The sequence below is a fragment of the Marinobacterium aestuariivivens genome (genome assembly GCF_042661465.1).
GTDB lineage: Bacteria > Pseudomonadota > Gammaproteobacteria > Pseudomonadales > Balneatricaceae > Marinobacterium_A > Marinobacterium_A aestuariivivens.
This window is the reverse complement of sequence record NZ_JBHSWE010000001.1, coordinates 5,252,493-5,278,150: the sequence shown is the minus strand read 5'-3', so window position 1 is coordinate 5,278,150 and position 25,658 is coordinate 5,252,493. Positions and strand designations below refer to the sequence as shown.

Here is a 25,658-nt window from a genome sequence, read left to right as displayed (position 1 = left end):
GAAGGAGCCGTTACATCAGATCGGCGGGGATCTCGATGCCTTTTTCCCGGTAGTAGCGCACCGCACCCGGATGCAGCGGCACGTTCACGCCGGTGAAGGGATCGGCGGCATCGATCGGCGTCATCAGGGCGTTGGCCTGCTTCATCGCGTCGATGTTGTCCCAGAACGCCTTGGTGACCTTGTAGGCGGTGTCGTCATCCAGCTTGCTGTTGGTGACCACCATCATCAGGGTCGTACCGGTCTTGATCGCCTGGTCGGCGTTGACCTGGCCGGAATAGGTGTTGGCCGGAATGGTCGCAAGACCCGTGACCTGCTGGCGGCTGTAATCGGCCCAGCCCGGGGAGGCGATGACCTCGTCGCTGACCGAAAGAATCCGGATCGGGCGCTGCAGACTCAGCTCGTTGAGCGCCTGGGAGCCGACCGGATAGAAACCGACGTACACGTCGAACTGGCCATCCTGGAACGCCTGAACGGCCGCGCCCCAGGGCAGCTTGATGCCTTCATAGTCGCTTCCGGCCTGCAGACCGCCTGAGGCCTCCGCGATCATGCCGGCGGCCTGGCCTGCGGCAGAACCCGCCGGCGGACCGATGAAGACACGCTTGCCCTTGAGGTCTTTCCAGCTTTCGATGCCGGAATCCGCCCAGACGATGCCGTGCATGGCGCTGGCGAAGAAGCCGAACAGCGCCCGCAGGTCGCCCGACAGCTTTTTCGCCTGTTCGGGGCTGCCCTTGTAGGGGCCGGTGCCGACCTTCATTTCGCTGATGGCGGGCGGCGGTGCAACGGCAAGATCCAGTCGGCCGGCGGCCACCTTCATGACCGACTTGGTCAGGGACTGTCCCAGCACGACCTGCAGGTCGACACCCTCCCTGGCGGCGTAGGGCGCCATCGACTGTGGCACTATGCCGGTCAGGGAAGCGGAGCCGCCCCCTCGAAGCCCAGGGACTGTGCCTGGGCACCAAGGGCAGCTAAGGACAGGATGCCTGCAGCGACGGTGTTTTTGAGAAAGTTCACTGTGCAATTCCTCTTATCGTTTTAATTGGACTTGTTGGATACGTTGATCATAGAACCTTCGTGAGATATAAATGAAATTACATTTTATGGTACGGCTATACAAAAATTTATAGATGGATCCGCGCTTACTCAAACAACTTGCTGTAATCGTGAAGCATGGCTCGCTCAGCCGGGCCGCTGAACGACTCAATGTAACCCAACCCACACTGACCCGTGCGATTCAGACCATTGAGCACAAGGTTGGGGGCCGGTGCTGGTGCGAACGTCCAGTGGTGTACGCCCGACCGAAATAGGCGCCCGCCTTGCAGAAGTCGGTCAACGGATCAGCGACTATGCGGAGCACACCACGACTCTGATCGAGCAGTGGCAACAGGGGCTTGGCGGCGAGATCCGTGTCGGTGCCGGTCCTCTCATCGCCCTGGGTGCGATCAACGGCTTCTTTACGGAAGCGATTACGAACACCCGCTCGGTACTTCATTTTGTCACGGCAACGGCTTCCACCCTGATCAGGCAGTTGCATGAAGGTGACCTGGATCTGGTGCTGACCCCAGCCAATATCGACGTGGTACAGGACAACCTGACCCGGCAGATCATCTTCCACGACGAAATGCGTATCTTCGCGGGCGTCGACTCCCCTTTTATGGCCGTAAATCGTCCATTGAGCCCGAGATGTTGAAATCTCAGCCCTGGATCGCGTCGGGCGCCAGCTCAGGAATCTTCGAAGCCCTCGATGCAGGACGTTTCAGCGGCCCGGCCCGGATGATCTTCACCGGCGGGATCGATATGGTGATATCGCTGTTGCAGCGCAGTAATGTGGTCGTGACGCTGCCTTACCGCCTGACCATGCTCTCCGAGCGTCTCAACGACGATCACGTGTTGAGCGTCAAAACCCTGTTGCCAAAGCGGGACATTGCCCTCTGGATTCCTCAGCGCAACCTTGAGCGCCCGGACGTGATGGATGTCGCGGAGCGTCTGAAGCGTTACTTCCAGAATCTCGACAAAACATCGGTCGGCAGCAGCTGAACAGCGGCAGCGGAGAGGATTTCGCTGACATTGGCATCATGGTGCCGCCCTGGATGTCTGGGAAAGGCTTCCGTTCATGTCGACTGACGAAGTGGCAGAGCGAAATTAGTTTTTCGAATCCCGACACCCATATATGGGCAGCGCTGGATGCGGAGCCACCGCCCTTTGTCTGGGTGCCCTTATAGCGTGCTACTACAGCGGCCGCTCTGTGCCGGTAGTAACCCCCAGTTGTCCTGCAGATCATGTCTGCATTGCTCGGCCTGCGGCCAATTGCTAACGCAAGTTTCACTTGCTGCAAGTGGCAATATGCGGCCAAAAACGGCTACCTACTCAAAATTGGTCAACTTTTCGCTTGGGAAAACATAACATGCTCAAGCATATTGGCAACATTACACCGGCAGAGCGGGAAATGGAGTACTATCGCCAGTTAAATGAATCAGGAGAGGCTGCCTTACTCAGACACAAACGGTCTCCAGAGAACCCTGGGCGGTTCACATCTAATACCGTATCGGTGCGATGTGCACGGGAAATGTCGTCCGGGCCCAATGGCCCGGACTTTCGACTCAGAACCAGGCGGTAACGCCCAGCAGGTATGCAGTCGATTCGGTGTCGTCGCCCTCGTCGCGGGCAAAATCAGCGGTATCGCCGAACTTCTTCTCCCAATTGATGCCGACATAGGGCGCGAACTTGCGGTGCAATTCATAGCGCAGGCGCAGCCCCAGTTCGGCCGAACTCACGCCAGAGCCGACACCAATCTCCTCGTCGTCGCTGAAGGCGACATTGAGCTCCGCGGCCGGCTGCAGCACCAGGCGCTGGGTCAGCCGCAGGTCGTATTCGGCTTCGAGCGCGGCCGACAGGTCGCCGTCTTCGCTGAGATACAGGTTGGCATCGACTTCGAACCAGTGGGGCGCCAGGCCCTGAAGGCCGGCAACCGCATAGCTGCGGGACGGCCCCGGCTGATCGTCATAGCGGATGCCGAACTGGGCATCGAAGAAGTCCGAAACCAGACGCTGGTACAACAGCTGGTACTCGGAGCTTTCGGTCGGCCCGCCTGACGGGCGCTCTCCGCTGGTCTTGAATGCCAGTCCCTGATAATCGGCGCGGACATTGACCTGGCCTTCCCAGAAGCCCACCTCTTCGTCGCCATCGAGATCACGGACTTCAAGGCGATCGAGTAAAAACGTGGTCCTTAACGCATCGTCCTTTTCTGCAGCACCAGCGATGCCGGAAAAGCCCAGCGTCAGTATCGTCAGGGCGATCGGTGCTGCTGTCCGGCTTGTCATCTTTACTGTCATCTTTACGTCCTTACCTAGAGTGCCGTGGCCTGGGCGGCCGGTGGTTCGACGATCACCTTGCGGAACATGCCCGACGCCATGTGGTACATCAGGTGGCAATGAAAGGCCCACTCGCCGAGGGCGTCGACTGGAACATCCACGGTGAGGGTGGTGTTGGGTGCGACGTTGACGACATGCTTCAAGGGATTGAAGCGGCCATTGCCCTTGTCGAGCTGCATCCACATGCCGTGCAGGTGCATCGGGTGCATCATCATGGTGTCGTTGACGAACTTGATGCGGACCCGTTCGCCATGGGTCAGCCGGATCGGTTCGGCGTCGGAGAACTTGATGCCGTTGATCGACCAGAAATAGCGTTCCATATTGCCGGTCAGGCGCAGTTCGATCTCGCGGTCGGGCGCGCGGTAATCCTCGAACGGCGTCATCGCCTTGAGGTCACCGTAGACCAGGAATTTGCCGCCATTGGCTGCCGAAGGTGTAAGGCCACTGCCCGATGCATAGTCGCTGTTGTGCGGGTTGGCGGCACTCATCTGCGAGTGATCCATACCCGCCATCTGGGAATGATCCATGCCCTTCATCTGGGAATGATCCATACCCGCCATCTGGGAGTGATCCATGCCTTGCATCTGCGAGTGGTCCATCTCCGCCATTTGCGAATCTTCCGCGCTTGCCATCATCCGGGAATGATCCATCCCGGCCATGTCACCATGACCCATGGCGCCATGATCCATGCCGCCCATGCTGGCCATGCTCATATCGGCCATCGTCAGCAGGGGCCGTTCGCGCAGCGCCGGCAGGTCGGCTTTCATGCCCTCCCGGGGCGCCAGGGTGCCGCGTGCGAAACCGGAGCGGTCGATCGACTCGGCGAGGATCGAAAAAGCGCGATCCTCCTTCGGCTGCACGATGACGTCGTAGGTCTCGGCCACGGCGATGCGGAACTCATCGACCGTGACCGGCTGCACGCTGTTGCCGTCGGCCTGTACCACCGTCATCTTCAGGCCGGGAATGCGCACATCGAAATAGCTCATCGCCGAACCGTTGATGAAGCGCAACCGTACCCGCTCGCCAGGCTCGAACAAACCGGTCCAGTTATCGTCGGGGGCCTTGCCGTTGACCAGGAAGCTGTAGCCGGAGACGTCGGCGATATCGGTCGGCATCATGCGCATGCCGCCCCAGTCGAGGCGGTCGCGCACCGTGGCCGCAAAGCCGTTCTCTTTGGCATCGCGAAAAAAGGTGCCTACAGTCTGCTGATTGTAGTTGTAATAGTCGCTCTGGCCCTTGAGGTTGGAGAAGATCTGCTCGCCGGTCTCGGCCGACCAGTCCGACAGCATCACGACGTATTCCCGATCGAACTTGAACGGCTCGCGCTTTTTCGGTTCGATCACGATCGACCCATAAACGCCTTCCTGTTCCTGGAAGCCCGAGTGGCTGTGGTACCAGTAGGTGCCGGCCTGTACGATCGGGAAGCGGTAGCTGAAGGTCTCGCCGGGTTTGATACCCGGGAAGCTGATGCCCGGTACGCCATCCTGGGTATAGGGCAACAACAGCCCGTGCCAGTGGATCGAGGAATCGACGTCGAGCTTGTTGGTGACATTGATGGTGACCTCTTCGCCTTCGGTGAAGCGAAGCGTCGGTCCCGGTATGCCGCCGTTGAGGGTCATGGCGTTCTTGGCCTTGCCATCGATAGCAAGCCGCTGCTGGTCGATGACCAGGTCGTAGGTGCCGGCCAGGGCGCCGAACGACATCAAACAGCCGGCGACCAGCAGTCCTCGTTTGATACTACTGAGATACATCGAGATCTCCTGTTAACTGAATGTTAGACATCAGTCGTGTTTGAACTCGCCGACCATGCCCGCCTGGTAATGTCCTGGCATGTTGCATGCATACTGTAGCTCGGCATCTCCAGAGAAGGTCCAGATCAGCTCCCCGGTTTCGCCGGGTCCGACCAACACGCTGTTGGGGTCGTTGTGACTCATGCCTTCCATACCAGGCATCGAACCATGATCGATACCGGCCATGTCGTGATTCATGCCAGTGGGCGTCATCATGCCGTGCTCCATCATCTTGACCATTTCCGCTTGATGCCCTTCATGCATCTTGGAGGTGCCGATATTGAATTCGTGCAGCAGCGCGCCTTCGTTTTTCAGTACGAAGCGAACGGTCTCGCCGCCCTCCACGCTGATGGTGTCCAGATCGTAGTAGTTGTCATGCAGGGTCACTTCGACGGTGCGGGAGACCTCGGCAGCGGAGCCTGGCTGGCCGATATTCGCTTCGGTGCCATGCTGGCCGTTGCCATGGGTTTCGCTTGCAAGAACGGAGGGGTGGCCGCCGACAAACAGAGCACTGCAACGAGGTGCTTGATGAACGTCATGGTGAATTCTCCGATTACCAAAGTTGAGTGTCTAGTGTACTGGCTGCTACCTGTCGCCAAGCTGACGTGGAGTTTACTTCTTTGTCAGGTTGGATTATCCCGCCGTGTCAAGTTGGCAGCATTTTTCAAGTCAGTTGTCGTGTGAGTTGATTCAGTAAATCTTGTGCGGTGGGCGGACGTGAGCGCTGTGGGACGCGTCCTGTAGCTCTGTCGTATGAGGCGCAGCGGGCATTCCTTTTGGCCCCCGGGCATGAGCGGGGTTGAGAAACGAATCGAAGCCTGCGGAAAGCGGATATCGAGCTGGAACCTTCAGGATCGGAATCGCCCAGTTGAGAAACCTTGATCACGATCAGGTCGGCGATATTACCTGCCAACCTTCTATATATAGAAGGAAGACCAGAGAAGGGTGCTGTTGTACGTCAGCGGTCACTACCTGAGTCCGGCGGACGATGGATCAGAGTGGCGAACCGCCACCAGAAAATTGTGCGGTAAACCGCTGCCCGTCCTGGGAGCCGGAGTGCCCGGTTTGTTAGAGGCACCCGGTCCCCAGGTCGTAGTGTTCGGCGACACCCTTCCTTGCGGCGTCCCAAGGATTAAGTGTGGCAGCAGGAACAAGCTTTGCCTTCCGTGCTACGGGTATCCCGTTCATTCAGCGTGACCGCCGCCGAGTCGCGATCGGCCGCTGTGTAGAAGGCGTCCGCGTGGATGTTATCCCCTGGCACACCTCGAAGCTGCAGCAGTTCGGTCGCCGCTTCCACCATGGGCGGGGGACCGGCCAGGTAGGCCCGGCAGCCATTCGCCCTGTCCCAGTCGTTCGCCACGACTTCGGTCACCGCACCGGTGCTGCGCCGGGTAGGACCGGTGGGGGCCGAGAGCACGATGTTGAAGCTCAGGTTGCCGTAGCGCTCGGCCAATGCCCGGAAGTGTGCTTCGAGGTAGATGTCGCGCTCATCCCGGGCCCCGAAATAGAGGTGAATAGGCTGACGCATGCCAGCGGCCAATGCCGTTTCCAGGATCGACTTGACCGGCGCCAGGCCGGAACCGCCGGCGACCAGCAGGATGGGGCCGCTGTGGCGTTCGCGCAGATGCGACGCGCCATATGGCCCTTCAACCAGCACCGCGTCTCCCACCGCCAGCTCCCGGGCTACACGGGCACTGGTGATCCCTCCCGGTACATGCCGCACATGGAACTCGATGACGGCTTCATCCGGCCGGTTTGCCATGGAATATTCCCGCGGTGGGCAGCCAGGGAAGGTCACCCGGGCATATTGGCCAGCGGAAAAGGCAAAGGATCCGCCACCTTCTACGCGAAGACGGACACGCTTGATGTCATGAGTGACGTCGTCCAGTTCGGCTACGACGCAGTGCAGCTGCTGCAGCGGGTGGGTGGCGACTTCTTCGTCTTCGCCGAGCCAGGCGATGGTGCAGTCGCTGCGTGGCATTGCGCAGCAGGCAAGCACCAGGCCGGCGTCGCGTTCTTCCTCGGTAAGCGAAAAGCGCGTATGGGGGCGCATCTCGACTTCACCCTCCACCAGACGCGACTTGCAGGCGCCGCAACGGCCGGTACGGCAACTGTGGGGGTAGGCGACGCCTGCCGCGATGGCCGCATCGAGAACGGTATCTCCCTGTTCCACCGTGACGGTCGTGCCTGCTGTTTTTATTTGCACGCTGTGTTTCATTGCTGTTTTCCTCGGGTTGTTCATGGAGCTGCCAAATGGGTGCGAGTTCCGTTGCCAGTAATCAGGCGACTTGGGAGACCGGGCAGGCCGGCGGGGCGGAACCGTCCGCTTCGATCGCGATCGGCGGCCGAAAGCCCTTGAGACGCAGTGCATTGCTGAGCACGCAGATGCTCGAGGCGGCCATCGCCACGGCCGCGAAGATCGGCGAGAGCAGAATCCCGAAGGCGGGAAACAGCATGCCGGCCGCTACAGGGATCAGAACGGTGTTGTAGGCGAAGGCCCAGAACAGGTTCTGTTTGATGTTGCGGATGGTGGCCCGGGATAGCGCGATGGCGTTGGGAACGTTGCGCAGGTCCCCGGACATCAGCACCACCTCGGCGGACTCGATGGCGATGTCGGTGCCGGTGCCGATGGCGATGCCCACGTCCGCCTGGGCCAGCGCCGGCGCATCGTTGATGCCGTCGCCCACGAAGGCTACCAGACCGCCTTCGCCCTGCAGGCTTTTCACCGCGTCCACCTTGCCGTCGGGCAGCACTTCGGCGACCACCTTGTCGATCCCGAGATGGCGGGCGATGGCTTCGGCGGTGCGCCGGTTGTCGCCGGTGATCATGGCCACCTGCAGCCCCTCGGCATGAAGCGCGCGGATGGCGGCAGGCGTCGACTCCTTGACCGGGTCGGCAACGGCGATGATCGCCGCCAGTCGGCCGTCGATGGCGGCATAGAGCGGGCTCTTGCCCTCGTCGGCAAGCCGGTTCGCGGTGGTCGAAAACATCTCCACGTTCAGGCCGAGCTTGCGCATGTAGCGGTCGGCACCGATTTCCACGCGGTGTTCGTTTACCTGCGCCGCAACACCGAAGCCGGGCTCGGCCTGGAAACTTTGCACCGCGACAGGCTCGAGTCCGCGCGCCTTGGCCGCGTTGACGATGGCTTCAGCTATGGGATGTTCCGACTGGCGTTCCACCGACGCCACCAGCCTGAGCGTTTCGACTTCGTCGAAGTCACCGGCCACCACCAGATCGGTGAGTTCGGGGCGGCCCTTGGTCAGGGTGCCGGTCTTGTCGAGCGCGATCACCTTGGCGTCCCGCAGCGACTGCAGGGCTTCGCCCTTGCGGAACAGTACGCCCATCTTCGCGGCCTTGCCGGTACCCACCATGATGGAGGTGGGGGTGGCCAGGCCCATGGCGCAGGGGCAGGCAATGATCAGAACGGCCACGCCGTTGACCAGGGCGAACGTCAGGGCGGGGGCCGGTCCGAAGATCAGCCAGATGCCCACGGTGACGAGAGCCGCGCTAATCACCCCCGGCACGAAGTAGTTGGTGACCTTGTCGACCAGGGCCTGGATGGGCAGCTTGGAGCCCTGGGCCTGCTCCACCATGCGTACGATCTGGGCGAGCAGGGTGTCGGCGCCGATCTTGGTGGCCCGGAAAGTGAAGCTGCCTACCTTGTTGATGGTACCGCCCACCACGTCCGCGCCGGTTTCCTTGCGCACCGGCACCGGCTCGCCGGTGATCATGGACTCGTCCACGAAGGAACTGCCGTCGATGACCTGGCCGTCCACCGGGATCTTCTCGCCCGGCCGCACCAGCACGTTGTCCCCTTGGCGCACCTCGTTAATGGCGATCTCCATTTCCTGGCCGTCACGGACGACGCGGGCGGTTTTGGCCTGGAGTTTCATCAGCGCCTTGATGGCCTCGCTGGTCCGGCCCTTGGCGATGGCCTCGAAATAGCGACCGGCGAGAATCAGCGTGATGATCACGGCCGAGGCTTCGAAGTACACGTTCACCGTGCCGGCCGGCAGCACCCGGGGGAGGAAGGTGGACACCACCGAATAGCCCCAGGCGGCAGAGGTCCCCAGCATCACCAGCGAGTTCATGTCCGGGCCGCCGCGCAGCAGTGCCGGCCAGCCCTTCTGGTAGAAGCGCAGGCCGGGACCGAACTGCACCACCGACGCCAGGACGAAGAACAGGTAGAACAGGTTCTGCTGGCCCACGTTCATCTGCAGCCAGTGGTGAAGCGCGGGGATGAGGTGCGAACCCATCTCCAGCACGAACAGCGGCAGGGTGAAAATGCCGGCTGTCAGGACCGAACGCTTCAGCTCGCCGATTTCCCGCTCGCGGGCCTCCCGTTCGCGGTCGCTGCGATCCGGTGCGTCACTGGCGGCTTCGGCATCGTACCCCGCGGCCTGCACGGCCTCGATCAGGTGTAGCGGGGTCACGGCCCCGACGACCACTTTCAGCGTTGCCGTCGCCGTGGCGAGGTTGACGCTGGCATCGAGCACGCCGGCTACGCCGGCGAGCTTGCGTTCCACGCGGCTCACGCAGGAGGCGCAGGTCATGCCTTTGACGGCCAGCTCCAGAGTTTCGGTAGCTGCCGGGTAGCCGGCGGCCCCCACCACCTGGGCAACCCCAGCGATATCGGTTTTACCGGACGCGAATACCACCCGTGCACGCTGGGTGGCCAGGTTCACGGAGACATCCGTAACCCTGGCACCTTGTGAATCGCCTTCTCGACCCGACCTACGCAGGAGGCGCAGCTCATGCCCTCGATTCCCAACGAAAAAGTGTCGCCGGTGTCCCGGATGGACCCCATTCTCGAGCCAATCTTGGTGAAGTTGTCGGTTGCCACAATCCAAGCTCCTCTGGTGTTCCGAAGTGAGTGTCTGGATCACGCTAGACCTTCCCATGGTGGGAAAGTCAAGAGGCGGGCGGTTTTAACAGCGAGGCGATTTCCATGCGATGATTTTTCTCTTGACAATTGTATATTGTCTACAAAATACTGTTTACGAACATTTCGTGGCCACTGATGTTTGAAACTCGCTTGGTTCAAAAATAACCATAAGCAACCAAGGCCTGCTCGGTAAGTTCGTGGTTTTCGAGTTATCGATAGGCCGAAGCAAGAGGATTAACCTGTGGTAAGTATTCGAAACTGTCTTGCAGGGATTCCCTGCCTGGTCAAAGGCGTGGTGGTGGCTGCCATGATCGGCCCTGTGGCCGCTTCGGCTTCGGCCGCCTCCGGCGGAAAGGTCGTTTTCGGCGAGCTGTACACCCCGGCCTCGGGGTGGGCGCCGGAGACTGTCGATTCCTACGTGCTGTCGCGCGCCGGCTGCCTGGAGTCGCTCGCGTACATGGACTACGACGCCTCGATAAAGCCGGCGCTGGCGGAATCCTGGGCGCAGGTATCACCGACGGTGTGGGAGTTCCAGTTGCGCGAAGGGGTGTCATTTCACGACGGCACCGCGCTGACGCCGCAAGTGGTCAGCGCTGCGCTCAACCGGCTGCTGACCCTGCCTTCACCGCCGCGACCATTCAATTCCAGTGTGATCGAGTCCGTGGAACCGGCGGGTGAACGCACCGTACGTGTCGTCACCAAGACACCGGACGTCTTCGTGCCCAACCGACTGGCCAGCGCTGAAACCGGCATTCTCGCACCGGCGGCGTTCGCCAATGGCCGCATCGACCCGGTCGGACACTGCACCGGGCCGTTCGAGATCGTTCGCGAGATTCCCCGTCAGGGGCTCGAGCTCAAGCGTAACGAGAATTATTGGGGCGGCGAGGTGCAACTGGCCGAAGCGGAGGTACGCTACATCCCCGACGGGAAGGTGCGTTCCGTGATGGTGGAAACCGGGGAGATTCATATCGCTCGTCAGATACCGGCGTCGGCGCTGGAAAAGATGGGGCGCTCGAAGACGCTGCAGGTGAAGACCATCGAGGCGCCGCGAACGACCACCCTCTATCTCAACAATCGGACAGCACCGCTGAATAACATGAAGGTGCGCCAGGCGATCCAGAGTGCCATCGACGTGACGGGCATCGCCGAGGCGGTCTACGAAGGCTCGGTGAAACCGGCGGTGGGGCAATTCTCGCCGAACACCCTCTGGGCACCGGAGAATGCATCGGTAATGCCCCAGGACCTGAAGCGGGCACGTCAGTTGCTGGAGGAGTCGGGGGTACCGGCGAGCGAGCTGACGTTCGAATTGCTGGCTTATGAGGAGCGACCGGTACTGGCAGATCTTGCCGCGGTCATACAGTTCCAGCTCCAGCAGTTGGGCATGAAAGTCAACATTCGGGTCTCGGAATGGGGAGCCATTGAACCGCAGCTGCTCGCCGGCGATTTCGACATGCTCTTGATGTCGAGAGGCTACCTCACCGATATCGCCGATCCGATCGGTGCGCTGGAAGCGGACTACGGTTGTGGCGGCAGCTACAACATGGCCGGCTACTGTGACCCGGAAGTCGATGCCCAGTTGAGCGCTGCGAGAAGTATGGCGAAGGCCGAGGATCGCAATGCCATCTATCGGGATATTGCCGCACGCCTGCAGGAGGAGGCGGTGAATGTGTTCCTGATCCACGAAACCATCAGCGAGGCGGTATCCAACCAGGTGGAGAACTACCAGGTGCATGCGTATGAGCGCACGGCCTTTCACAAGGACCTGAAGATCAACGCACCCTAGCGGCTCCCGATGGGACATGCCGGCGGGCATGGCCTGCCGGCATGTCCCGAAACCCATAAAAACAATAAGCGGAGACCCCGATGAACACTATCAGCTTTCGGCCGCAGTACGGCCCACGTCAGCCTTCGACGTCTGGCCTCCAACAGCCGTCGGTCGCGAATCCCGGTGAAAGGCCGCGACGGCGTGTCGCGGGGAGGTGGTGCTGGTGAGATTTCTGGTTTCTTCACGCTGCCTGGTTCCGGCCGTGCCGGATACCGGCTTACTCGGACACTGGGAGGGTTGACGGCATGTCGATATTCATACTGCGCCGACTCGCGCTGCTTGTGCTGGCTGTACTGATTATATCGTTTCTGGTTTTCCTGATTCCTTATCTGGGCGATACGGATCCGGTACGGGCAATTGCCCGGGCACGCTTCGGTCGTCTGGATCTCGAGGCGGCCGCCATCGAATCCTTGCGCATCGAACTGGGCATGCACAGGCCCTTGCTGGTTCAGTACCTGGACTGGCTGAGTAAGGCCGTGACCGGCGATTTTGGCAGCTCGTACATGAGTCGTGAACCGGTCATGGCGCAAATCTGGGCGGCTCTCAAGGTGTCCATCGTGCTGACGCTGACCGCTTTGGGGTTCGCTTTCGCGGTAGCCGTACCCTGCGGCAGCATTGCGGCCCTGCGACAGGGCGGCAGATTCGATTCCGTCGTCAAGTCGCTCAATCAGGCCTTCGTGGCAGTGCCCGAGTACTGGCTTGCCCCCATGAGCATTCTGGTTTTTGCCCTCTATCTGGGGTGGCTGCCCTCAGCAGGCTGGCGTGGGCCGGAGTCGGTGATCCTGCCGGCCCTGGCACTGTCCCTGCGCCCCATGGGCTACTTCACGCAGGTCATGCGGGCGTCGATGATCGACGTGCTCAACTCGCCCCACATCGTAGCGGCGTACAGTCGCGGTCTGGGCGTTCGGCGTACGCTGATCGCACACGGCCTGCGTAATGCACTCTTGCCGGTGATCACGCTGTTCGCTTGCTGGATGGCGGGCCTGCTGGGCGGTGCGGTCGTCATAGAGGTCATCTTCGCGGTGCCCGGCATGGGGCGGCTGCTGTACTCGGCGATCATCAATGGCGACATACCGGTGCTTCAGGCGGGGCTGGTGGCCATTGTGACCTGCGCCGTCCTGATCAATACCCTGACGGACCTGGCCTACACCGCTCTCAATCCAGTAGTGAGGATCGACAATGCTGCAACTTGACACCCCCATAACTCTGGGTAAGGTACCGGGCAAGCGCTCGAGGACGGCCGGGATGCGGATGCTCGGGGCCTTTGTGGCCCGTCTTGCCACTTACAACCCTGTGCTTTTACTTGCCAGCGGCGTGTTCGGCACCGTGATCGTCCTGTTGCTGCTCACCCCTGGATAGCGCCACACGACCCTTCGGTCATGTCACTGTCAGGTCGTTTCGCCGGCCCCAGTGCGGAACATTGGCTGGGACTCGACCATCTGGGCCGGGATGTGTTCAGCCGGCTGCTCTACGGTGGCCAATTCTCGGTTTCCATCGCGGCCATTACCCTGGTGCTGTCGGCCGTGGTCGGTACGCTGCTGGGCACGATCAGCGGCCGGGTCGGCGGTATCGTCGACGAACTCATCATGCGCACCGTCGATCTGCTGATCTCGTTTCCCGATGTGCTCGTGGCGCTGTTTCTGGTCGCCATTCTGGGGCCGGGTTACGGCACGCTGATTCTAGCGCTCGTCGTTACCGGCTGGACACCCTTCGCCCGCCTGGCGCGGGGGCTGGCATTGGAAATCAATGCCAAGGACTACATCAGGGCGGCTGAGATACTCAACTGTTCACGGAGCTTTATCATTATCCACCATGTGATTCCGAACGTCCTGAGGCCCCTGGCAACGATAGCCTTTCTGCGTTTCGGTCACAAACTGATCACGGTGGGCAGCCTGTCCTTCCTGGGGCTCGGCGTTCAACCGCCTGACACCGACTGGGCTGCAATGCTTTCGGAGGCGCTTCCGTACCTGGATCGTGCCCCTTTGCTGATGCTGATTCCCGGTCTGGCGATCTTCGTAACGGCTTTGAGTGTTACTCTGATCGGGCAAGGACTCGAGGCTCACATGGACAGGAAAATGAAGTGGCAGCATGACACTAAGAGCTGAAATGATCCGCTCAAGGAGAGGCAGGCAATGAACAACAAGTTAAACCGGGGTCCGCAACCTGTCGTTCGCGAGACCATGTCCAGCGTAGTCACCCAGCAAATCCGCGATGCCATACTCGCCGGCGTCTATCCACCTGGTTCGCAGTTGAATGAGCAGGTGGTCGCCGATAGTTGCGCTGTCAGTCGCGGACCGATCCGGGAAGCCATCCAGCGCCTGCTGCAGGAAGGACTGCTCGTCAGCAAACCGCACCGCGGAGTGTTTGTGGTGGAGCTCACGGAAGAAGCCATCGAGGATATCTATTTCGCCCGCGATGCGGTCGAGCAGGCCGCACTGCGCCGAATCGTCCGCTCCGATTGCCGACAGGCGCTTTCGGTCGAGCTCATGCAGATCGCGAAGTCCATGAAGCTGGCCGCCGAGCGGGAGGAGTGGGCCGAAGTCGCCAGTCTGGATATGCGCTTCCACACCGAGCTGGTGAATGCCGCCGGCAGCAAGAGATTGTCGCGACTGTTCGACACCCTCACGGCCGAAGCGGGACTCTGTCTCAACCAACTGCTCGGGATCTATCGCGGCCGTGAGGGACTGGTCGAGCAGCATGAGGAGATCGCGGAGCTGATTGCGAGCGGTGACGAGCAGCAACTCTTGCAGACCATGAACCATCATCTCCAGGATCCGGTGGAAACCATTGTCGATGCCTGGGAAAACGAACGTCCACAAAAGTCCGTGAGCAGAGCTGCCACGGGTCGTCGCCGGGGCTAAATCGGTAAATCCGAAGCCGTTGGCCAAGGCTTATCATAAGTACCTGAACGATCAGGGGGTCCAATGCTTGCAAATACAATAAAAACGCAGCATCCGTTTCATCCGGAGGTCTGTGCGCAACCGGTTCTCGAAGTCGAACATCTCACGGTAGGCGTTCCCGGCGTCGGAGCCATCATCAGCGACTTGAACTTGACGATTCGGCGGGGCGAGGTTCTGGCCCTCGTAGGCGAGTCCGGGTCCGGCAAGAGTATGACCGCTCGCAGCCTGATGCGCCTGATGCCTTCCGGTATCTCGATACTCGATGGCTCGGTACGGCTTGGCGGTGAAGAGGTACTGGGCCTGCCCGAGAGCCGCTTCAACAAGTTTCGCGGGTCCAAGATCGCCATGCTGTTCCAGCAGCCACACGTGATGCTGGACCCGACGTGCACCGTGGGTGCCCAGGCCGGCGAGGCGTTGCACGTACACAAAAGGTTGACGGCGGCAGAGGAACACGAACGGGTCGTGCAGTTATTCCGCGATGTGGGCATTCCGGAACCCGAAGAGCGGATGAAGAGCTATCCGCATCAGTTGTCCGGGGGATGGCGCAGCGCGTGATGATCGCCGCAGCGCTGAGTGGCGACCCCGACCTCCTTATCGCCGATGAACCCACTACTGCACTGGACGTTACCGTTCAGGCACAGATTCTGCAGCTCCTGGATCGCAAGCGCCGTGAGACCGGCCTTTCCATTTTGTTGATTACGCACGATCTTGGCGTTGTCTCGGCCATCGCAGACCGTGTCGCCGTGATGTACTCGGGCGAGATCGTGGAACAGGGGACGACCGAGGAGGTCCTGCACAGTCCCAAGCACCCCTACACCCAGTCGCTGGTCCACTGCGCACTGCTGGAAGAGGATGATTCCGGTCATCTGTATGCGATTGCCGGCAATCCGCCGGAGCTGTTGTCCAAGGTTCCAGGGTGCCGATTCCGTTCGCGCTGCCAGGTGAGCGAAAAGTGGGGACACCCCGAAATCTGCTCGCGGGTTGCGCCACCGGTGGTTGAGCATGATGGTCCCAACTGCTGCGCACGGTGCTGGATTGGTGCCCCCGACGATATGCAGGCCCAGGCCATCAGGATCTGTCATTCTGCTACGGAGGATAAGTCGTGATGGATGTTAAAGCACGATCCGCGTCCCACTCCGCGTCCGCTATTCTTCAGATTAAGGACGCTGTCAAACATTATCAGTTGCGCGGTGGTCTGCTGGGCCGGCGTCGGCGGGTGCGGTCCGTGGACGGTATCAGCCTCTCCGTTGCACCGGGCGAGTCGTTGGGCCTGGTGGGCGAATCGGGCTGCGGCAAGAGCACGCTGGCCCGGCTGATTCTCGGCATGTCGTCGCTGACATCGGGACATATCGATATCGACGGTATTGACGTCTCTTCGGCCAAGGGGAGGCGCGCAACCACCTCAGACGCACCGTCCAGCTGGTATTCCAGGACCCGTTCAGCGCCATGGATCCGCGAATGACGCTGGGACGAAGCCTCGATGCTCCACTGGCCCAGAATCGACTGGGGACCAGGCCTGAGAGATTGCAGCGGATCATCCGCGCCTTGAACGACGTGGGCCTGGATTCGAGCTTCGTCAACCGCTATCCCGGTCAATGCTCGGGCGGTCAGTTGCAGCGGGTCGTGATCGCACGCGCACTCCTGCTCGATCCGCAGGTGCTGGTATGCGACGAGCCGACGTCTGCCCTGGACTCCTCCATGCGCGCCCAGATATTGAATCTCCTGGCGTCGTTGCAGAAACGCTACAACCTTACCCTGGTGGTGATTTCCCACGACCTGCGCGTGGTTCATTACCTGTGCGAACGGGTCGCCGTGATGTATCTGGGTCGCATCGTGGAAGTTGCCGACAGCAAGGAGCTGTTCGAGAATCCGCGACATCCCTATACCCGCTCGCTGATTAATGCATCCATGCTTGAGGAGATGGGTCTGGAGGGTTGCGCCATGACGCGGGGGAACCGCCGAGCCCGCTCGCCCCGCCGCCGGGTTGCAGCTTCCATCCACGCTGTCCCATTGCCAGGGCCGAGTGTGCACGGGCGCTCCCCGAGCTGATTGCGATCGACGATACGCACCTGGTTCGCTGTCCATACCACGCAGTTGCCGAAGCGGAAGGCAGGGAGGCGCCGCCTGGCATACTCAGAATAAGCGAATAGAGTAACGTTTCGTTCTTGCGGGTACTGATGCTGCCCGCCCACAGGCTGAAACTTTGCAGGGCACCGGGCGGCAAGTCGCCGGCGCCCTGATCTATTTTTCAGAACGGGCCGGTCGTACCGGCAATGCGGCATGCAGAAAAGAGGCGGTACAACGGTGCGGTGCCGGGCTTACGGGGCGCACGGAAACGTTCGGACTTTGAACTTACCGGGCGTCGGTGACGTCATCGGGAGCCTTTGCCGGCGCTGTGAGTTGCGCCGGCGCCGGGTGATGCTCGGCGTGCGCGCACTTGGGCGGGTTTCGAGGGAACAATCAGGGAGGGCTGAGGGCCGGAAGCCGCTGAGCGCAGCTTCCGGCGCTGCAGTCGCCGCTACACTAGGGTATTGGCATAACCGGCTTCTTCGAGGATGGCAGCAATGCTTGCTGCATCGGCAGTGCTCTCGATCGTCACTTGCTGATTTTTGAGATCGATTTCAACCTTGGCATCTGCATCCAGGGTCTTGATCGCAGTGGTGACGGTCGAGCTGCAGTGTCCACAGGTCATTTTGGGTACATTGAATGTCAGCATGATCTTTCTCCGTAGTGGTTAGGAAAACCCAGCGTAAAGCTTCCTAGTGTTGGAATGTCAAGCGTCGGTTTCGTGTCAGGTGTAGCCTGGGAGTTGTGCAGGCGGGGAAGGGGTATAGCGGGGTAGTCGCTGACGCGCCGGCACTGGCCAGAACAGGCGCACTCGGGTGATAAAGGCAGAAAGAAAGGGCATGTCTCGAGCAGGAATGGTTTAACGAGTGGGGCTGAAGCATTCCCACATCTTAGGGCGTTTCAAGTAGGAGGTATCAGATGAACATCGGACAGGCGGCCAAGGCGTCCGGCATCTCGGGCAAGATGATTCGTTATTACGAAAGTGTCGGCCTCATTCCCCAGGTCAACCGCACCGACTCGGGGTACAGGCACTTTAGCGAAATGGATATCAAAAGGCTGCGCTTTATCGCCCGTGCACGAAGCCTTGGGTTTACGGTGGAACAGATGGGTAGTCTGCTCACTCTGTGGCAGGACCGCAATCGCGCCAGCTCGGACGTGAAGGCGGTTGCCCAGACACATATCGAAATACTCGAGACCAAGATCGACCAGCTCAACAGCATGCGGCAGACCTTGCTGTGCCTGGCAGATCGCTGCCAGGGCGACCAGCGGCCCGACTGCCCGATTCTGGGTGGCCTGGGTGCAGAGGATATCTGAGCGGAGCAGGGGGTGGGCACTTGGCCGGGACCCTTGTACCAGGGCAATCGCACTGGTGACAGGATCGTCAGGGCCGATATGGTCGGGCGGCGCGCCTGAACGGCGCAACCGCCGGTACCGCAGAGGCGGTGGCGCCGGTCTAGTGCAGTGTTCCTCAGTCGTGCACGGCACCGGAGTTCCCGGCGGTTTCATTCTCCGCCGGTCATGAACTGCGTGCCGGGCTGCAAGCTGGGGCTGGATGCATTCGCGCCGGCCCGACGTGGCATCGGCTGCGGTGGTTCGGCCGGGTTGAAGCACAGCAGCCGAAGCGCATTCAGGGTGACCAGGACGGTGGCCCCGGTATCGGCGAGCACGGCGATCCAAAGCCCGGTGAACCCGAGTACCGTTGTCAGCAGGAAAACGGCCTTGAGACCAAGGGCCAGCGCCACGTTCTGACGGATATTGCGCATGGTGGCGCGGGCCAGCCGGATCTTGCCGGCTACATCTCCGACGTAATTGCGCAGCAGCGCACCGTCCGCCGTTTCCAGCGCCACATCGGTACCTGAGCCCATGGCGATACCGACGTGCGCCGACGCCAGCGCGGGGGCGTCGTTGATGCCGTCGCCGACCATCATGACCGGCCCCTGGCCGCCAGTTCCCGCACCGCCGCGACCTTGTCGTCCGGCATCAGGCCGGCGCGGTAATCCAGCCCCAACTGGTCCGCGATGGCCGCGGCCGTGCGCGGATTGTCGCCGGTCAGCATCAGCGGTTGAATGCCGAGCGACTTGAGTCCGGCGATCGCGGCGGCGGCATCCGGTCGCGGTTCGTCCCGCAGGGCGATGAGTCCAAGCGGCGTTTCCCGGCGGAAGACCACCACCACCGTTTTGCCGTCGTTTTCCAGCGCGGCGATCGCGGACTCGGCCTCTGGATTCATCGCGTCCTGCCGGGTCGCGAAGCGCGGCGAACCCACGCGGACAAGGTCGCCCTCGACTTCGGCCTCCATGCCCAGGCCCGCCAGCGCCCGGGCGCCGGTCGCGGCCGGAACGGGAATGGCCTTCGATTCGACATGCGCGAGCAGCGCCTCCGCCAGGGGATGGCTGGAGCCCGCCTCGACAGCCGCGGCCAGGCGCAGCACCTCCCTGTCCCCGGCGGCGAGGCCGACGACGTCGGTTACCGCGGGACGCCCCCGCGTCAGGGTTCCGGTCTTGTCGAAGGCGACGTAACGGGTTTTGGCGGCCGTTTCGATGACGGCGCCTCCCTTCATCAGCAGGCCACGCCGGGTACCGGCGTACAACGCCGAGGCGATGGAGGCCGGGACCGAGATCACCAGCGCACAGGGGCAGCCGATCAGCAGCAGGGCCAGGGCGCGGTAGATCCAGGTGTCCCAGGGCTGGCCATAAAGAAGCGGCGGCAGCAGCGCGACCAGGATTGCAACGCCGACGATCGCGGGCATGTAGTAGCGGCTGAAACGATCGATGAACCTTTCGGTCGGCGCCCGGCTGGCTTCCGCTTCCTCGACCAGGCGGATGATGCGGGCGATGGTGTTGTCGGCGGCTGGCCGGGTGACGACTACCCGCAGCGTGCCCTCGGTATTGATCGAGGCGGCGAAAACCGCGTCCCCCGGTGTCTTGGTCACGGGCACCGATTCGCCGGTGACCGGGCTTTCGTCGATACCCGAGGTGCCTTCGATGATGTCGCCGTCGGCCGGAATGCGGTCGCCCGGTCTGACCTGCACCACCTGGCCCACTTCCAGGCGTTCGGCATCCACCATGACGATGCCGCCATCGGTCTCCAGCCGCGCGGTTTTCGGCACCAATGCGCCCAGTGCCCGTATCCCGGCGCGCGCGCGATTGGCCGCGAAACCCTCCAGCACCTCGCCGACGGCAAAGAGGAACACGACCAGCGAGGCCTCTTCCGCCGCGCCGATCAGCAGGGCGCCGCTGGCGGCTATGGTCATCAGCATCTCGATGGTGAAGGGCATGCCGGCCCGCAGGGCGGCGAAGGCGCGTCGGGCGATCGGCGCGACGCCGATCAGAGTGGCCAGCGAGAAAGCCCAGAAGGCGGTGGCGTCGGCTATGGTCAGCTTCGTCGCCCAGGCCAGCGCCAGCAGCAATCCGGTGCCCAGGACGAAGCGCCCCTTCGCCGTCCGGTACCAGCGCTGCTCGACCGCGGCGGAGGCATGGCCGTGCTTGGGTGCGGCGGACGGCTCCATCGATTCCGGCGTCGGATGCGAAGCCGCGGAGCAGCAGGCTTGCGCCTGGCACGCCGCGGCGGGCTGGGCCTGACCGGCCGCGGCCGGGGTCAGGTCGTACCCCAGCTTTTTGACCGTGGCTTCGATACCGCTCCGTGAGGTGCCGGATTCCTCCAGGTGCAGGCTCAAGCTTTCCGACATGACCGACACTCTGACCTCGCTGACACCCGGCAGGCGCTCGAGAGCACTGCGAATCTTGGCCGCACAGCCGCCACAGTCCATGCCGGCGACGTTCCAGCAGAGTTCGGCAGTAGAGTTCGTTTCGATGTCATTCATTCGATGTCCCCCTCCAAGTCAAAGGTGGCGGCCCCTTCGGCGCGCCCTTGTCACGATTGTCCAGGTCATCCTAATATCTATAGTGACTAGAGGTTCAAGGGCTTTTTCATGATTTCAATCGGACAGCTTGCCCGGCACACGGGCGTCAAGGTACCGACCGTCCGCTACTACGAGAAGATCGGCCTGCTGCCGGAACCGGCGCGCAGCGAAGGCAATCAGCGGCTCTATCCTCCGTCGATGGTCGAGCGGCTGGCCTTTATCCATCACGCCCGCGCGCTGGGGTTTTCGCTCGATGGCATCCGCGACCTGCTCAGCCTTGCGGACCATCCGGACCAGCCCTGCGATGCGGCCGACGAGATCGCCCGTGCCCAGCTGGTGGCGGTCGAACGCAGGATAAGGCAACTGCAATCGCTGCAGCAGGAATTGCAGCGCATGCTGAGGCAATGCCATAGCGGGCGCATTTCCGAATGCCGCGTCATCGAGGTTCTGAGCGATCATTCGCAGTGTCTGCAAGATCATCCCAAAATGCAGTCACCTGACATGAGCGACAAAAGCTGATGACTGGCCGAAAGGTCGGGATTCTCGATGCTTGATCAGCGTTCCGAAGACATGACATTCTGCACAAAGATTAATTAGTCCAACAAAGGCGTGCACGGTATTTAGGCGCTATCGCGCCTCCATACTTGATGCCTGCGTTCGTTAATCTCAGCTGAAGGAGTCACGGTGAAGAAATCAATAGCTGACCTTCTTGCGGGCGTCACCTATCTGCCCAATCGGACGCCGGAGGTGGCGCATAGCGGAGAAATAGGGAAGGCGTTCGCGGAAGTATCAAAATATAGAGATGGCGCTATTTTCGTGGGGTACTACTCCGGAGGAAGTGACTGGGAGCGACATTCCAATGGGGACGAGATCGTCATGGTCCTGGGGGGAGCACGACCCTGGTGCTGCTGGTTGGAGACAGGGAGGAACCTGTCCATCTCACGGAATCGGAGCTGTGTGTGGTACCGGCCAATACCTGGCACAGGTTCGAAGGGTCCAGGAAGCTCAAAGTAATGACCGTAACCCCACAGCCCACGGACCATCAATTGGAGCGCCCCGAAATGCCCTTCGCGGATTAGAGTGAAAGCCCGGGGCGAAACTGTAGGATGGGGTGGAGTCGCAATGGCACGGTGCTGTCGGTACGCAGCGCTTTTGTTGTGGCGTAACCCATCAGCAATGACGCGGTCCTGCGCCCAAGATGAGTTACACAACGCCTTGAGGGCGTCAGGAACGGATATCCTGTGCCCAGGCGTCGTTCCACCCATCCTACGAATGACACCGTTGTCCCGCTGATCTGCGATGAACCAAAAAAGGCGGGAGCCGGGCTCCCGCCAACACAGCGAGGGAGGTTCGTCAGAACTCGGAAACCTTGCCCCAGGCGCCTTTGTTCAGGCGGGCAAGTCCGTATTGGGTATGATCGACGAAGGGCGTTTTGCCCGTTACCAGTTCGGCGATCAGGCGCCCGGCGCCGGGCCCGATACCGAAACCGTGTCCCGAAAAGCCGGCGGCCAGCAGGAAGCCGGGCAGGTTCGCCGCCTCGTCGATGACCGGTACGCCGTCGGGGGTGCTGTCGATATAGCCCGCCCAGCTGGCCTGGACCGGCACAGCCCCGAGTGCCGGAAGCAGCCGTCGTGCCCGGGCCAGGGTTTCGTTCACGATCGCTTGCGACGGGCGCGGGTCGAGGATACGGACGCGTTCCATCGGGGTGGGCCGGTCGAGCGCCCACTTGCTGCCGGTCTCGTGACCGTATTGCCAGCCCTGCAGGTCGCCGGGCGAGAGTATGCGCCAGCGTTTGGCGAACATCGGCAGGAATTTCGTCGCGAATCGCAGCTGCTGGGGCGTCGGATCTACGCTGGCCCTTCCCGAAGTGGCCAGCGTATAGCCGCCATCGCCGCGTCGGGTGACGGTGATCTCCGTCGTGTGCAGCGCATCGGGCAGACCCTGGGCCCCCGGCATGACCGACAGGATCGACGAGCGGATCGAGGCCTGCGGAAAGCGGATCCCGAGCTGGCGGCAGAAGGACGAGGCCCAGGCACCGCCGGCCATCACCACCTGACGGGTCTTGATGACACCCTTTTCTGTCACCACCCCCGAGACATGGCCGGCCTCGGTCTCGAGGCCGCGGGCCGCGCAGAACTGATGCAGCGAACCGCCATGCTTGAGCACGCCCTTGGCGATCAGCGGCGCCGCCCGCGCCGGGTCGGCGATACCGTCGGATGGCGAAAACACCCCTCCGCGCCAGGACTTGCCGGTCGCGGCGCCGCGATCGGTCGCTTCGGCCCCGCTCAGCATGTGGGTCGTGACCCCTTGGGTGATCGCGAAGTCGCGCCATTTCGCCCAGCCGTCCAGCTCGGCCTGGTTATCCGACAGGTAGAGCAGCCCGCAGCGACGAAAACCGAGGTCCTCGCCGAGGTCGGCGGTGATCTCCTCCCAGAGCGCGAGGCTCTTGGTCGACAGTGGCAGTTCTCGCGCGTCACGGTTCTGCTGGCGGCACCAGCCCCAGTTGCGGCTGGACTGTTCGGCGCCGATGCGGCCCTTTTCGAGCAGGGCCACGCTCAGGCCCTGGCGGGCCAGGTAATAGGCGGTGCAGACACCGATGATGCCGCCGCCGATGACGACTGCATCGGCGCTCTTCGGCAACTCTGGTGTGGATGGAATTGTCAACAACGGGGCCGGCATACGCTTCTCCTGGCCTGACTATCTATTGTTTCAAGCCAGGTTGCCCTGGCACAGATACTTGGTCGCCATGTAGTCGTCGAGGCCGTAACGCGAGCCTTCACGGCCGTAACCGGATTCCTTGATGCCTCCGAAGGGGGCCGCTTCGGCGGCGAGCGCGCCCTCGTTGATCCCGACGATACCGGTCTGCAGTTGCTCGGCGAGACGCCAGATACGGGCGACGTCGCGGGAGAAGAAATAGGCGGCCAGGCCGTAGGGGGTATCGTTGGCGGCGTCCACCACTTCCGTTTCGTTCTGGAAGCGGAACAGCGGCACCACCGGCCCGAAGGTCTCGTCCTGCGCCAGCTCCATCTCGTGACTGGCGTCGCCGAGCACGGTGGGGGCATAGTAGTTAGGCCCGTTGGCGGCGCCTTCGTTCAGGCGCCGGCCGCCGGTCAGCAGGGTGGCGCCGCGGGCCAGGGCGTCCTGCACGTGGCGCTCGATCTTGTCGACGGCGCGGGCGTTGATCATCGGGCCGATCTGGCTGTCGTCGCGATCGCCGGGACCGACGCGCAGCGACTGAACGCGGGTCACCAGTTTATCGGCGAAGGCGTCGTAGACGGCGTCGTGGACGTAAATGCGGTTCGGGCTGACGCAGGTCTGGCCGCCGTTGCGGAACTTGGCGGCCATCAGGCCCTCGACCGCCGCGTCGAGATCGGCATCCTCGAAGACGATGAAGGGCGCATTGCCGCCCAGCTCCAGCGAGAGGCGCTTGAGAGTGGGCGCCGACTCCCGGGCGAGCAGCTTGCCGACCGCCGTCGAGCCGGTGAAGGTGATCTTGCGTACCCGGGAATCCTTCAGCCAGGCGCCCACGACCTCGGAGACCCGCTCGCGGGACGAGGTGACGATGTTCAGTACGCCGGCCGGCAGCCCGGCTTCCTCCGCCAGGGCGACCAGGGCGAGGGCGGTCAGGGGCGTGTCCTCGGCCGGCTTGGCGACGACGGTACAGCCGGCGGCAAGTGCCGGGGCGATCTTGCGGGCGATCATCGCCAGCGGGAAGTTCCAGGGCGTGATCGCGGCCACCACCCCGACCGGCTCCTTGGTGACCAGCATTTTCTTGCTGCGTACGGCCGCGGGGATGATATCGCCATAGCTGCGCACCGCTTCCGCCGCGAACCAGTCGACATAGGAGGCGCCGTAGGCGACCTCGCCGCGCGCTTCCGCGAGCGGCTTGCCCTGCTCGCGGGAAATCAGCCGGGCGAGGTCCTCGACATGTGCCTGGATCAGGGCATGCCAGCGTTTGAGAATCTGTGCACGCGCCGCGGCCGGCTGCTGACGCCAACTGGCGAACGCCTGGTGTGCTGCGGACGTGGCGGCCTCGGCGTCTGCCGCCGTGCTGTCGGCAACCATTGCAATGGCTTCGCCGGTCGCCGGATCGCAAACGGGATAGTCGGCGCCGTCGATGCCGTGACGCCATTGCCCTCCAATGAAGTTATCGGTACGTAGAAGATCGGGACGATCGAGATTGAGCGCCATGCCTGCTGCCTCGTAATGTCGGTTGTTGGTCGATTCGCGGTGGCGGAGCGGGCTGTGACCGGTTTCAGCCCGGTCGCCAATGCCGTCGCGTTGTACCTATATTAGGCACTTGGGGCCGGCGGGTGCTGTCGTATCGGCAGTGCGCGATCGCAGAATCGGGCGTTTTCGAGGCAGTGCTCGGAAGTTTGTGCTGTAGGGGGCGGAGCGCTCTGTGCCGGGAGGTCAATCCTGGTCGCTGATCAACTTTTCGATCGGATAGAATTTTTTAACGACGGGCGACTTGATCACGATGTAGCTGAAATACTTGTCGATGCCGATGCGCTGCTCGAGCAGGTCCTCCATGACGCTCTGGTAGTGGACGACATTGCGGGTCAGGAAGGTCAGCTGATAATCGAAGCCGCCGCTCACCAGGTGACACTCGAGCACTTCGTCCACCTTGCGGATGTAGGCCTCGAAGCGGGAAAAGTCCTCGAGCCTGTGGTCGGACAGGGTGAGCTGGGTGAAGACCCGCTGGATGCTGCCGAGCTTCTCGAGCTGGATGTGGGCGCCGTAATCGGTAATGTATCCGGCCTTTTCGAGGCGTTTGACACGGGTCAGACAGGGACTGGGGGAGAGGCCGACGGCATCGGCCAGATCGACGTTCGATATTCTGCCGTTACGCTGCAGATGACTCAGAATGCGTATATCGATGCGGTCCAGTTTGGGGGTGCCGTTCATCGAAAGCTCCGGGAATATTCGATTAATCAGTTGGATAATAACAGGCGCAAATGCGA

The 25,658-nt window shown here is 62.0% G+C and carries 26 protein-coding genes and 2 pseudogenes; 15 read left to right on the top strand and 13 right to left on the bottom strand.

Annotation, left to right across the window (positions count from 1 at the left end; genetic code table 11):
• Positions 1-10 precede the first annotated feature (10 nt).
• The gene (locus ACFQDL_RS27610; RefSeq protein ID WP_379911816.1) at positions 11-886 is read right to left on the bottom strand and encodes a TAXI family TRAP transporter solute-binding subunit; all 876 of its coding nucleotides are present in this window, start codon (positions 884-886) and stop codon (positions 11-13) included.
• Between the two features lie 238 nt (positions 887-1,124).
• On the opposite strand from ACFQDL_RS27610, the gene ACFQDL_RS27605 reads away from it, so the two are divergent.
• From ACFQDL_RS27605 to ACFQDL_RS27595, 3 genes are read left to right on the top strand one after another with little or no spacing between them, the layout of a single operon-like run.
• A complete protein-coding gene (locus ACFQDL_RS27605; protein ID WP_379911814.1) occupies positions 1,125-1,304 on the top strand; it encodes a LysR family transcriptional regulator in 180 nt (59 codons plus the stop codon).
• Positions 1,262-1,687 carry a hypothetical protein gene (locus tag ACFQDL_RS27600; RefSeq protein ID WP_379911812.1) on the top strand — a complete coding sequence of 142 codons (426 nt, stop codon included), beginning with the start codon at positions 1,262-1,264 and terminating at the stop codon, positions 1,685-1,687. Before ACFQDL_RS27605 ends, ACFQDL_RS27600 begins: the two co-directional genes overlap by 43 nt.
• Positions 1,681-2,034 (top strand): hypothetical protein, encoded by a 354-nt coding sequence (locus ACFQDL_RS27595; RefSeq protein ID WP_379911810.1) that lies wholly within the window; start codon positions 1,681-1,683, stop codon positions 2,032-2,034. Before ACFQDL_RS27600 ends, ACFQDL_RS27595 begins: the two co-directional genes overlap by 7 nt.
• Before the next feature lie 563 nt (positions 2,035-2,597).
• On the opposite strand, the gene ACFQDL_RS27590 is transcribed toward ACFQDL_RS27595, so the two are convergent.
• The 3 genes from ACFQDL_RS27590 to ACFQDL_RS27580 are packed head-to-tail and all read right to left on the bottom strand — an operon-like array spanning position 2,598 to position 5,545.
• Positions 2,598-3,329: a copper resistance protein B gene (locus ACFQDL_RS27590; RefSeq protein WP_379911808.1), complete on the bottom strand. Its 732-nt coding sequence runs from the start codon at positions 3,327-3,329 to the stop codon at positions 2,598-2,600.
• A 14-nt stretch (positions 3,330-3,343) separates the two neighbouring features.
• On the bottom strand, positions 3,344-5,119 hold the full coding sequence (locus ACFQDL_RS27585) for a copper resistance system multicopper oxidase (protein WP_379911806.1): 1,776 nt from the start codon (positions 5,117-5,119) through the stop codon (positions 3,344-3,346).
• 30 nt (positions 5,120-5,149) lie between these two features.
• On the bottom strand, positions 5,150-5,545 hold the full coding sequence (locus ACFQDL_RS27580) for a cupredoxin domain-containing protein (protein WP_379911804.1): 396 nt from the start codon (positions 5,543-5,545) through the stop codon (positions 5,150-5,152).
• Between ACFQDL_RS27580 and ACFQDL_RS27575 the strand changes: the two genes are divergently transcribed.
• The gene (locus ACFQDL_RS27575) at positions 5,534-5,842 is read left to right on the top strand and encodes a hypothetical protein (protein WP_379911802.1); all 309 of its coding nucleotides are present in this window, start codon (positions 5,534-5,536) and stop codon (positions 5,840-5,842) included. The two genes, ACFQDL_RS27580 and ACFQDL_RS27575, sit on opposite strands and share 12 nt — an antisense overlap.
• A 448-nt stretch (positions 5,843-6,290) precedes the next feature.
• Here the strand turns inward: ACFQDL_RS27575 and ACFQDL_RS27570 are convergent, their stop codons facing one another.
• The 3 genes from ACFQDL_RS27570 to ACFQDL_RS33090 all read right to left on the bottom strand — a co-directional run bounded on the left by ACFQDL_RS27570 (position 6,291) and on the right by ACFQDL_RS33090 (position 9,914).
• Positions 6,291-7,376, bottom strand: coding sequence for an NADH:ubiquinone reductase (Na(+)-transporting) subunit F (locus ACFQDL_RS27570; RefSeq protein ID WP_379911800.1), 1,086 nt, complete (start codon positions 7,374-7,376; stop codon positions 6,291-6,293).
• Positions 7,377-7,437: 61 nt separating this feature from the next.
• The gene (locus tag ACFQDL_RS27565; protein WP_465263997.1) at positions 7,438-9,843 is read right to left on the bottom strand and encodes a heavy metal translocating P-type ATPase; all 2,406 of its coding nucleotides are present in this window, start codon (positions 9,841-9,843) and stop codon (positions 7,438-7,440) included.
• Entirely contained in the window at positions 9,840-9,914 is a 75-nt protein-coding gene (locus ACFQDL_RS33090; protein ID WP_465264020.1) for a hypothetical protein, read from the bottom strand. Before ACFQDL_RS33090 ends, ACFQDL_RS27565 begins: the two co-directional genes overlap by 4 nt.
• Positions 9,915-10,284: 370 nt before the next feature.
• Here ACFQDL_RS33090 and ACFQDL_RS27560 point away from each other — a divergent pair, with 370 nt between their 5' ends.
• The 9 genes and pseudogenes from ACFQDL_RS27560 to ACFQDL_RS27520 all read left to right on the top strand — a co-directional run bounded on the left by ACFQDL_RS27560 (position 10,285) and on the right by ACFQDL_RS27520 (position 16,918).
• A complete protein-coding gene (locus ACFQDL_RS27560) occupies positions 10,285-11,826 on the top strand; it encodes an ABC transporter substrate-binding protein (RefSeq protein WP_379911798.1) in 1,542 nt (513 codons plus the stop codon).
• Positions 11,827-12,113: 287 nt separating this feature from the next.
• Positions 12,114-13,061 carry an ABC transporter permease gene (locus ACFQDL_RS27555; RefSeq protein ID WP_379911796.1) on the top strand — a complete coding sequence of 316 codons (948 nt, stop codon included), beginning with the start codon at positions 12,114-12,116 and terminating at the stop codon, positions 13,059-13,061.
• Positions 13,048-13,227, top strand: coding sequence for a hypothetical protein (locus ACFQDL_RS27550; RefSeq protein WP_379911794.1), 180 nt, complete (start codon positions 13,048-13,050; stop codon positions 13,225-13,227). The genes ACFQDL_RS27555 and ACFQDL_RS27550 overlap by 14 nt, the downstream gene beginning before the upstream one ends.
• A gap of 20 nt (positions 13,228-13,247) precedes the next feature.
• Complete coding sequence (locus ACFQDL_RS27545; protein ID WP_379911792.1) at positions 13,248-13,973, top strand: ABC transporter permease; 726 nt, start codon at positions 13,248-13,250, stop codon at positions 13,971-13,973.
• A gap of 27 nt (positions 13,974-14,000) precedes the next feature.
• A complete protein-coding gene (locus ACFQDL_RS27540) occupies positions 14,001-14,729 on the top strand; it encodes a GntR family transcriptional regulator (protein WP_379911790.1) in 729 nt (242 codons plus the stop codon).
• Positions 14,730-14,792: 63 nt separating this feature from the next.
• Positions 14,793-15,322: pseudogene (locus ACFQDL_RS27535) on the top strand (ATP-binding cassette domain-containing protein); the annotation flags it as partial.
• The gene (locus ACFQDL_RS27530; RefSeq protein WP_379913393.1) at positions 15,323-15,874 is read left to right on the top strand and encodes an oligopeptide/dipeptide ABC transporter ATP-binding protein; all 552 of its coding nucleotides are present in this window, start codon (positions 15,323-15,325) and stop codon (positions 15,872-15,874) included.
• Positions 15,874-16,667: pseudogene (locus ACFQDL_RS27525) on the top strand (ATP-binding cassette domain-containing protein); the annotation flags it as partial. The gene ACFQDL_RS27530 and the pseudogene ACFQDL_RS27525, both read left to right, overlap by 1 nt.
• A gap of 35 nt (positions 16,668-16,702) precedes the next feature.
• Entirely contained in the window at positions 16,703-16,918 is a 216-nt protein-coding gene (locus tag ACFQDL_RS27520) for an oligopeptide/dipeptide ABC transporter ATP-binding protein (protein WP_379911788.1), read from the top strand.
• 368 nt (positions 16,919-17,286) lie between these two features.
• On the opposite strand, the gene ACFQDL_RS27515 is transcribed toward ACFQDL_RS27520, so the two are convergent.
• Entirely contained in the window at positions 17,287-17,484 is a 198-nt protein-coding gene (locus ACFQDL_RS27515) for a heavy-metal-associated domain-containing protein (RefSeq protein WP_379911786.1), read from the bottom strand.
• Positions 17,485-17,753: 269 nt separating this feature from the next.
• Between ACFQDL_RS27515 and cueR the strand changes: the two genes are divergently transcribed.
• Positions 17,754-18,149 carry a Cu(I)-responsive transcriptional regulator gene (cueR, locus tag ACFQDL_RS27510; protein WP_379911784.1) on the top strand — a complete coding sequence of 132 codons (396 nt, stop codon included), beginning with the start codon at positions 17,754-17,756 and terminating at the stop codon, positions 18,147-18,149.
• A 188-nt stretch (positions 18,150-18,337) separates the two neighbouring features.
• Here cueR and ACFQDL_RS27505 read toward each other — a convergent pair whose 3' ends face one another.
• Both ACFQDL_RS27505 and ACFQDL_RS27500 read right to left on the bottom strand, forming a co-directional pair.
• Entirely contained in the window at positions 18,338-18,763 is a 426-nt protein-coding gene (locus ACFQDL_RS27505) for a hypothetical protein (protein WP_379911782.1), read from the bottom strand.
• On the bottom strand, positions 18,760-20,655 hold the full coding sequence (locus ACFQDL_RS27500) for a heavy metal translocating P-type ATPase (protein ID WP_379911780.1): 1,896 nt from the start codon (positions 20,653-20,655) through the stop codon (positions 18,760-18,762). The genes ACFQDL_RS27505 and ACFQDL_RS27500 overlap by 4 nt, the downstream gene beginning before the upstream one ends.
• Before the next feature lie 108 nt (positions 20,656-20,763).
• Between ACFQDL_RS27500 and ACFQDL_RS27495 the strand changes: the two genes are divergently transcribed.
• A complete protein-coding gene (locus ACFQDL_RS27495; protein ID WP_379911779.1) occupies positions 20,764-21,213 on the top strand; it encodes a MerR family transcriptional regulator in 450 nt (149 codons plus the stop codon).
• Between the two features lie 834 nt (positions 21,214-22,047).
• Here ACFQDL_RS27495 and ACFQDL_RS27490 read toward each other — a convergent pair.
• The 3 genes from ACFQDL_RS27490 to ACFQDL_RS27480 form a co-directional block, all read right to left on the bottom strand.
• Positions 22,048-23,373: an NAD(P)/FAD-dependent oxidoreductase gene (locus ACFQDL_RS27490; RefSeq protein WP_379911778.1), complete on the bottom strand. Its 1,326-nt coding sequence runs from the start codon at positions 23,371-23,373 to the stop codon at positions 22,048-22,050.
• A gap of 30 nt (positions 23,374-23,403) precedes the next feature.
• Positions 23,404-24,885, bottom strand: a complete 1,482-nt coding sequence (locus tag ACFQDL_RS27485; protein WP_379911777.1) for an NAD-dependent succinate-semialdehyde dehydrogenase — start codon at positions 24,883-24,885, stop codon at positions 23,404-23,406.
• Between the two features lie 222 nt (positions 24,886-25,107).
• A complete protein-coding gene (locus ACFQDL_RS27480) occupies positions 25,108-25,602 on the bottom strand; it encodes an Lrp/AsnC family transcriptional regulator (protein ID WP_379911776.1) in 495 nt (164 codons plus the stop codon).
• Between the last annotated feature and the right edge of the window lie 56 nt (positions 25,603-25,658).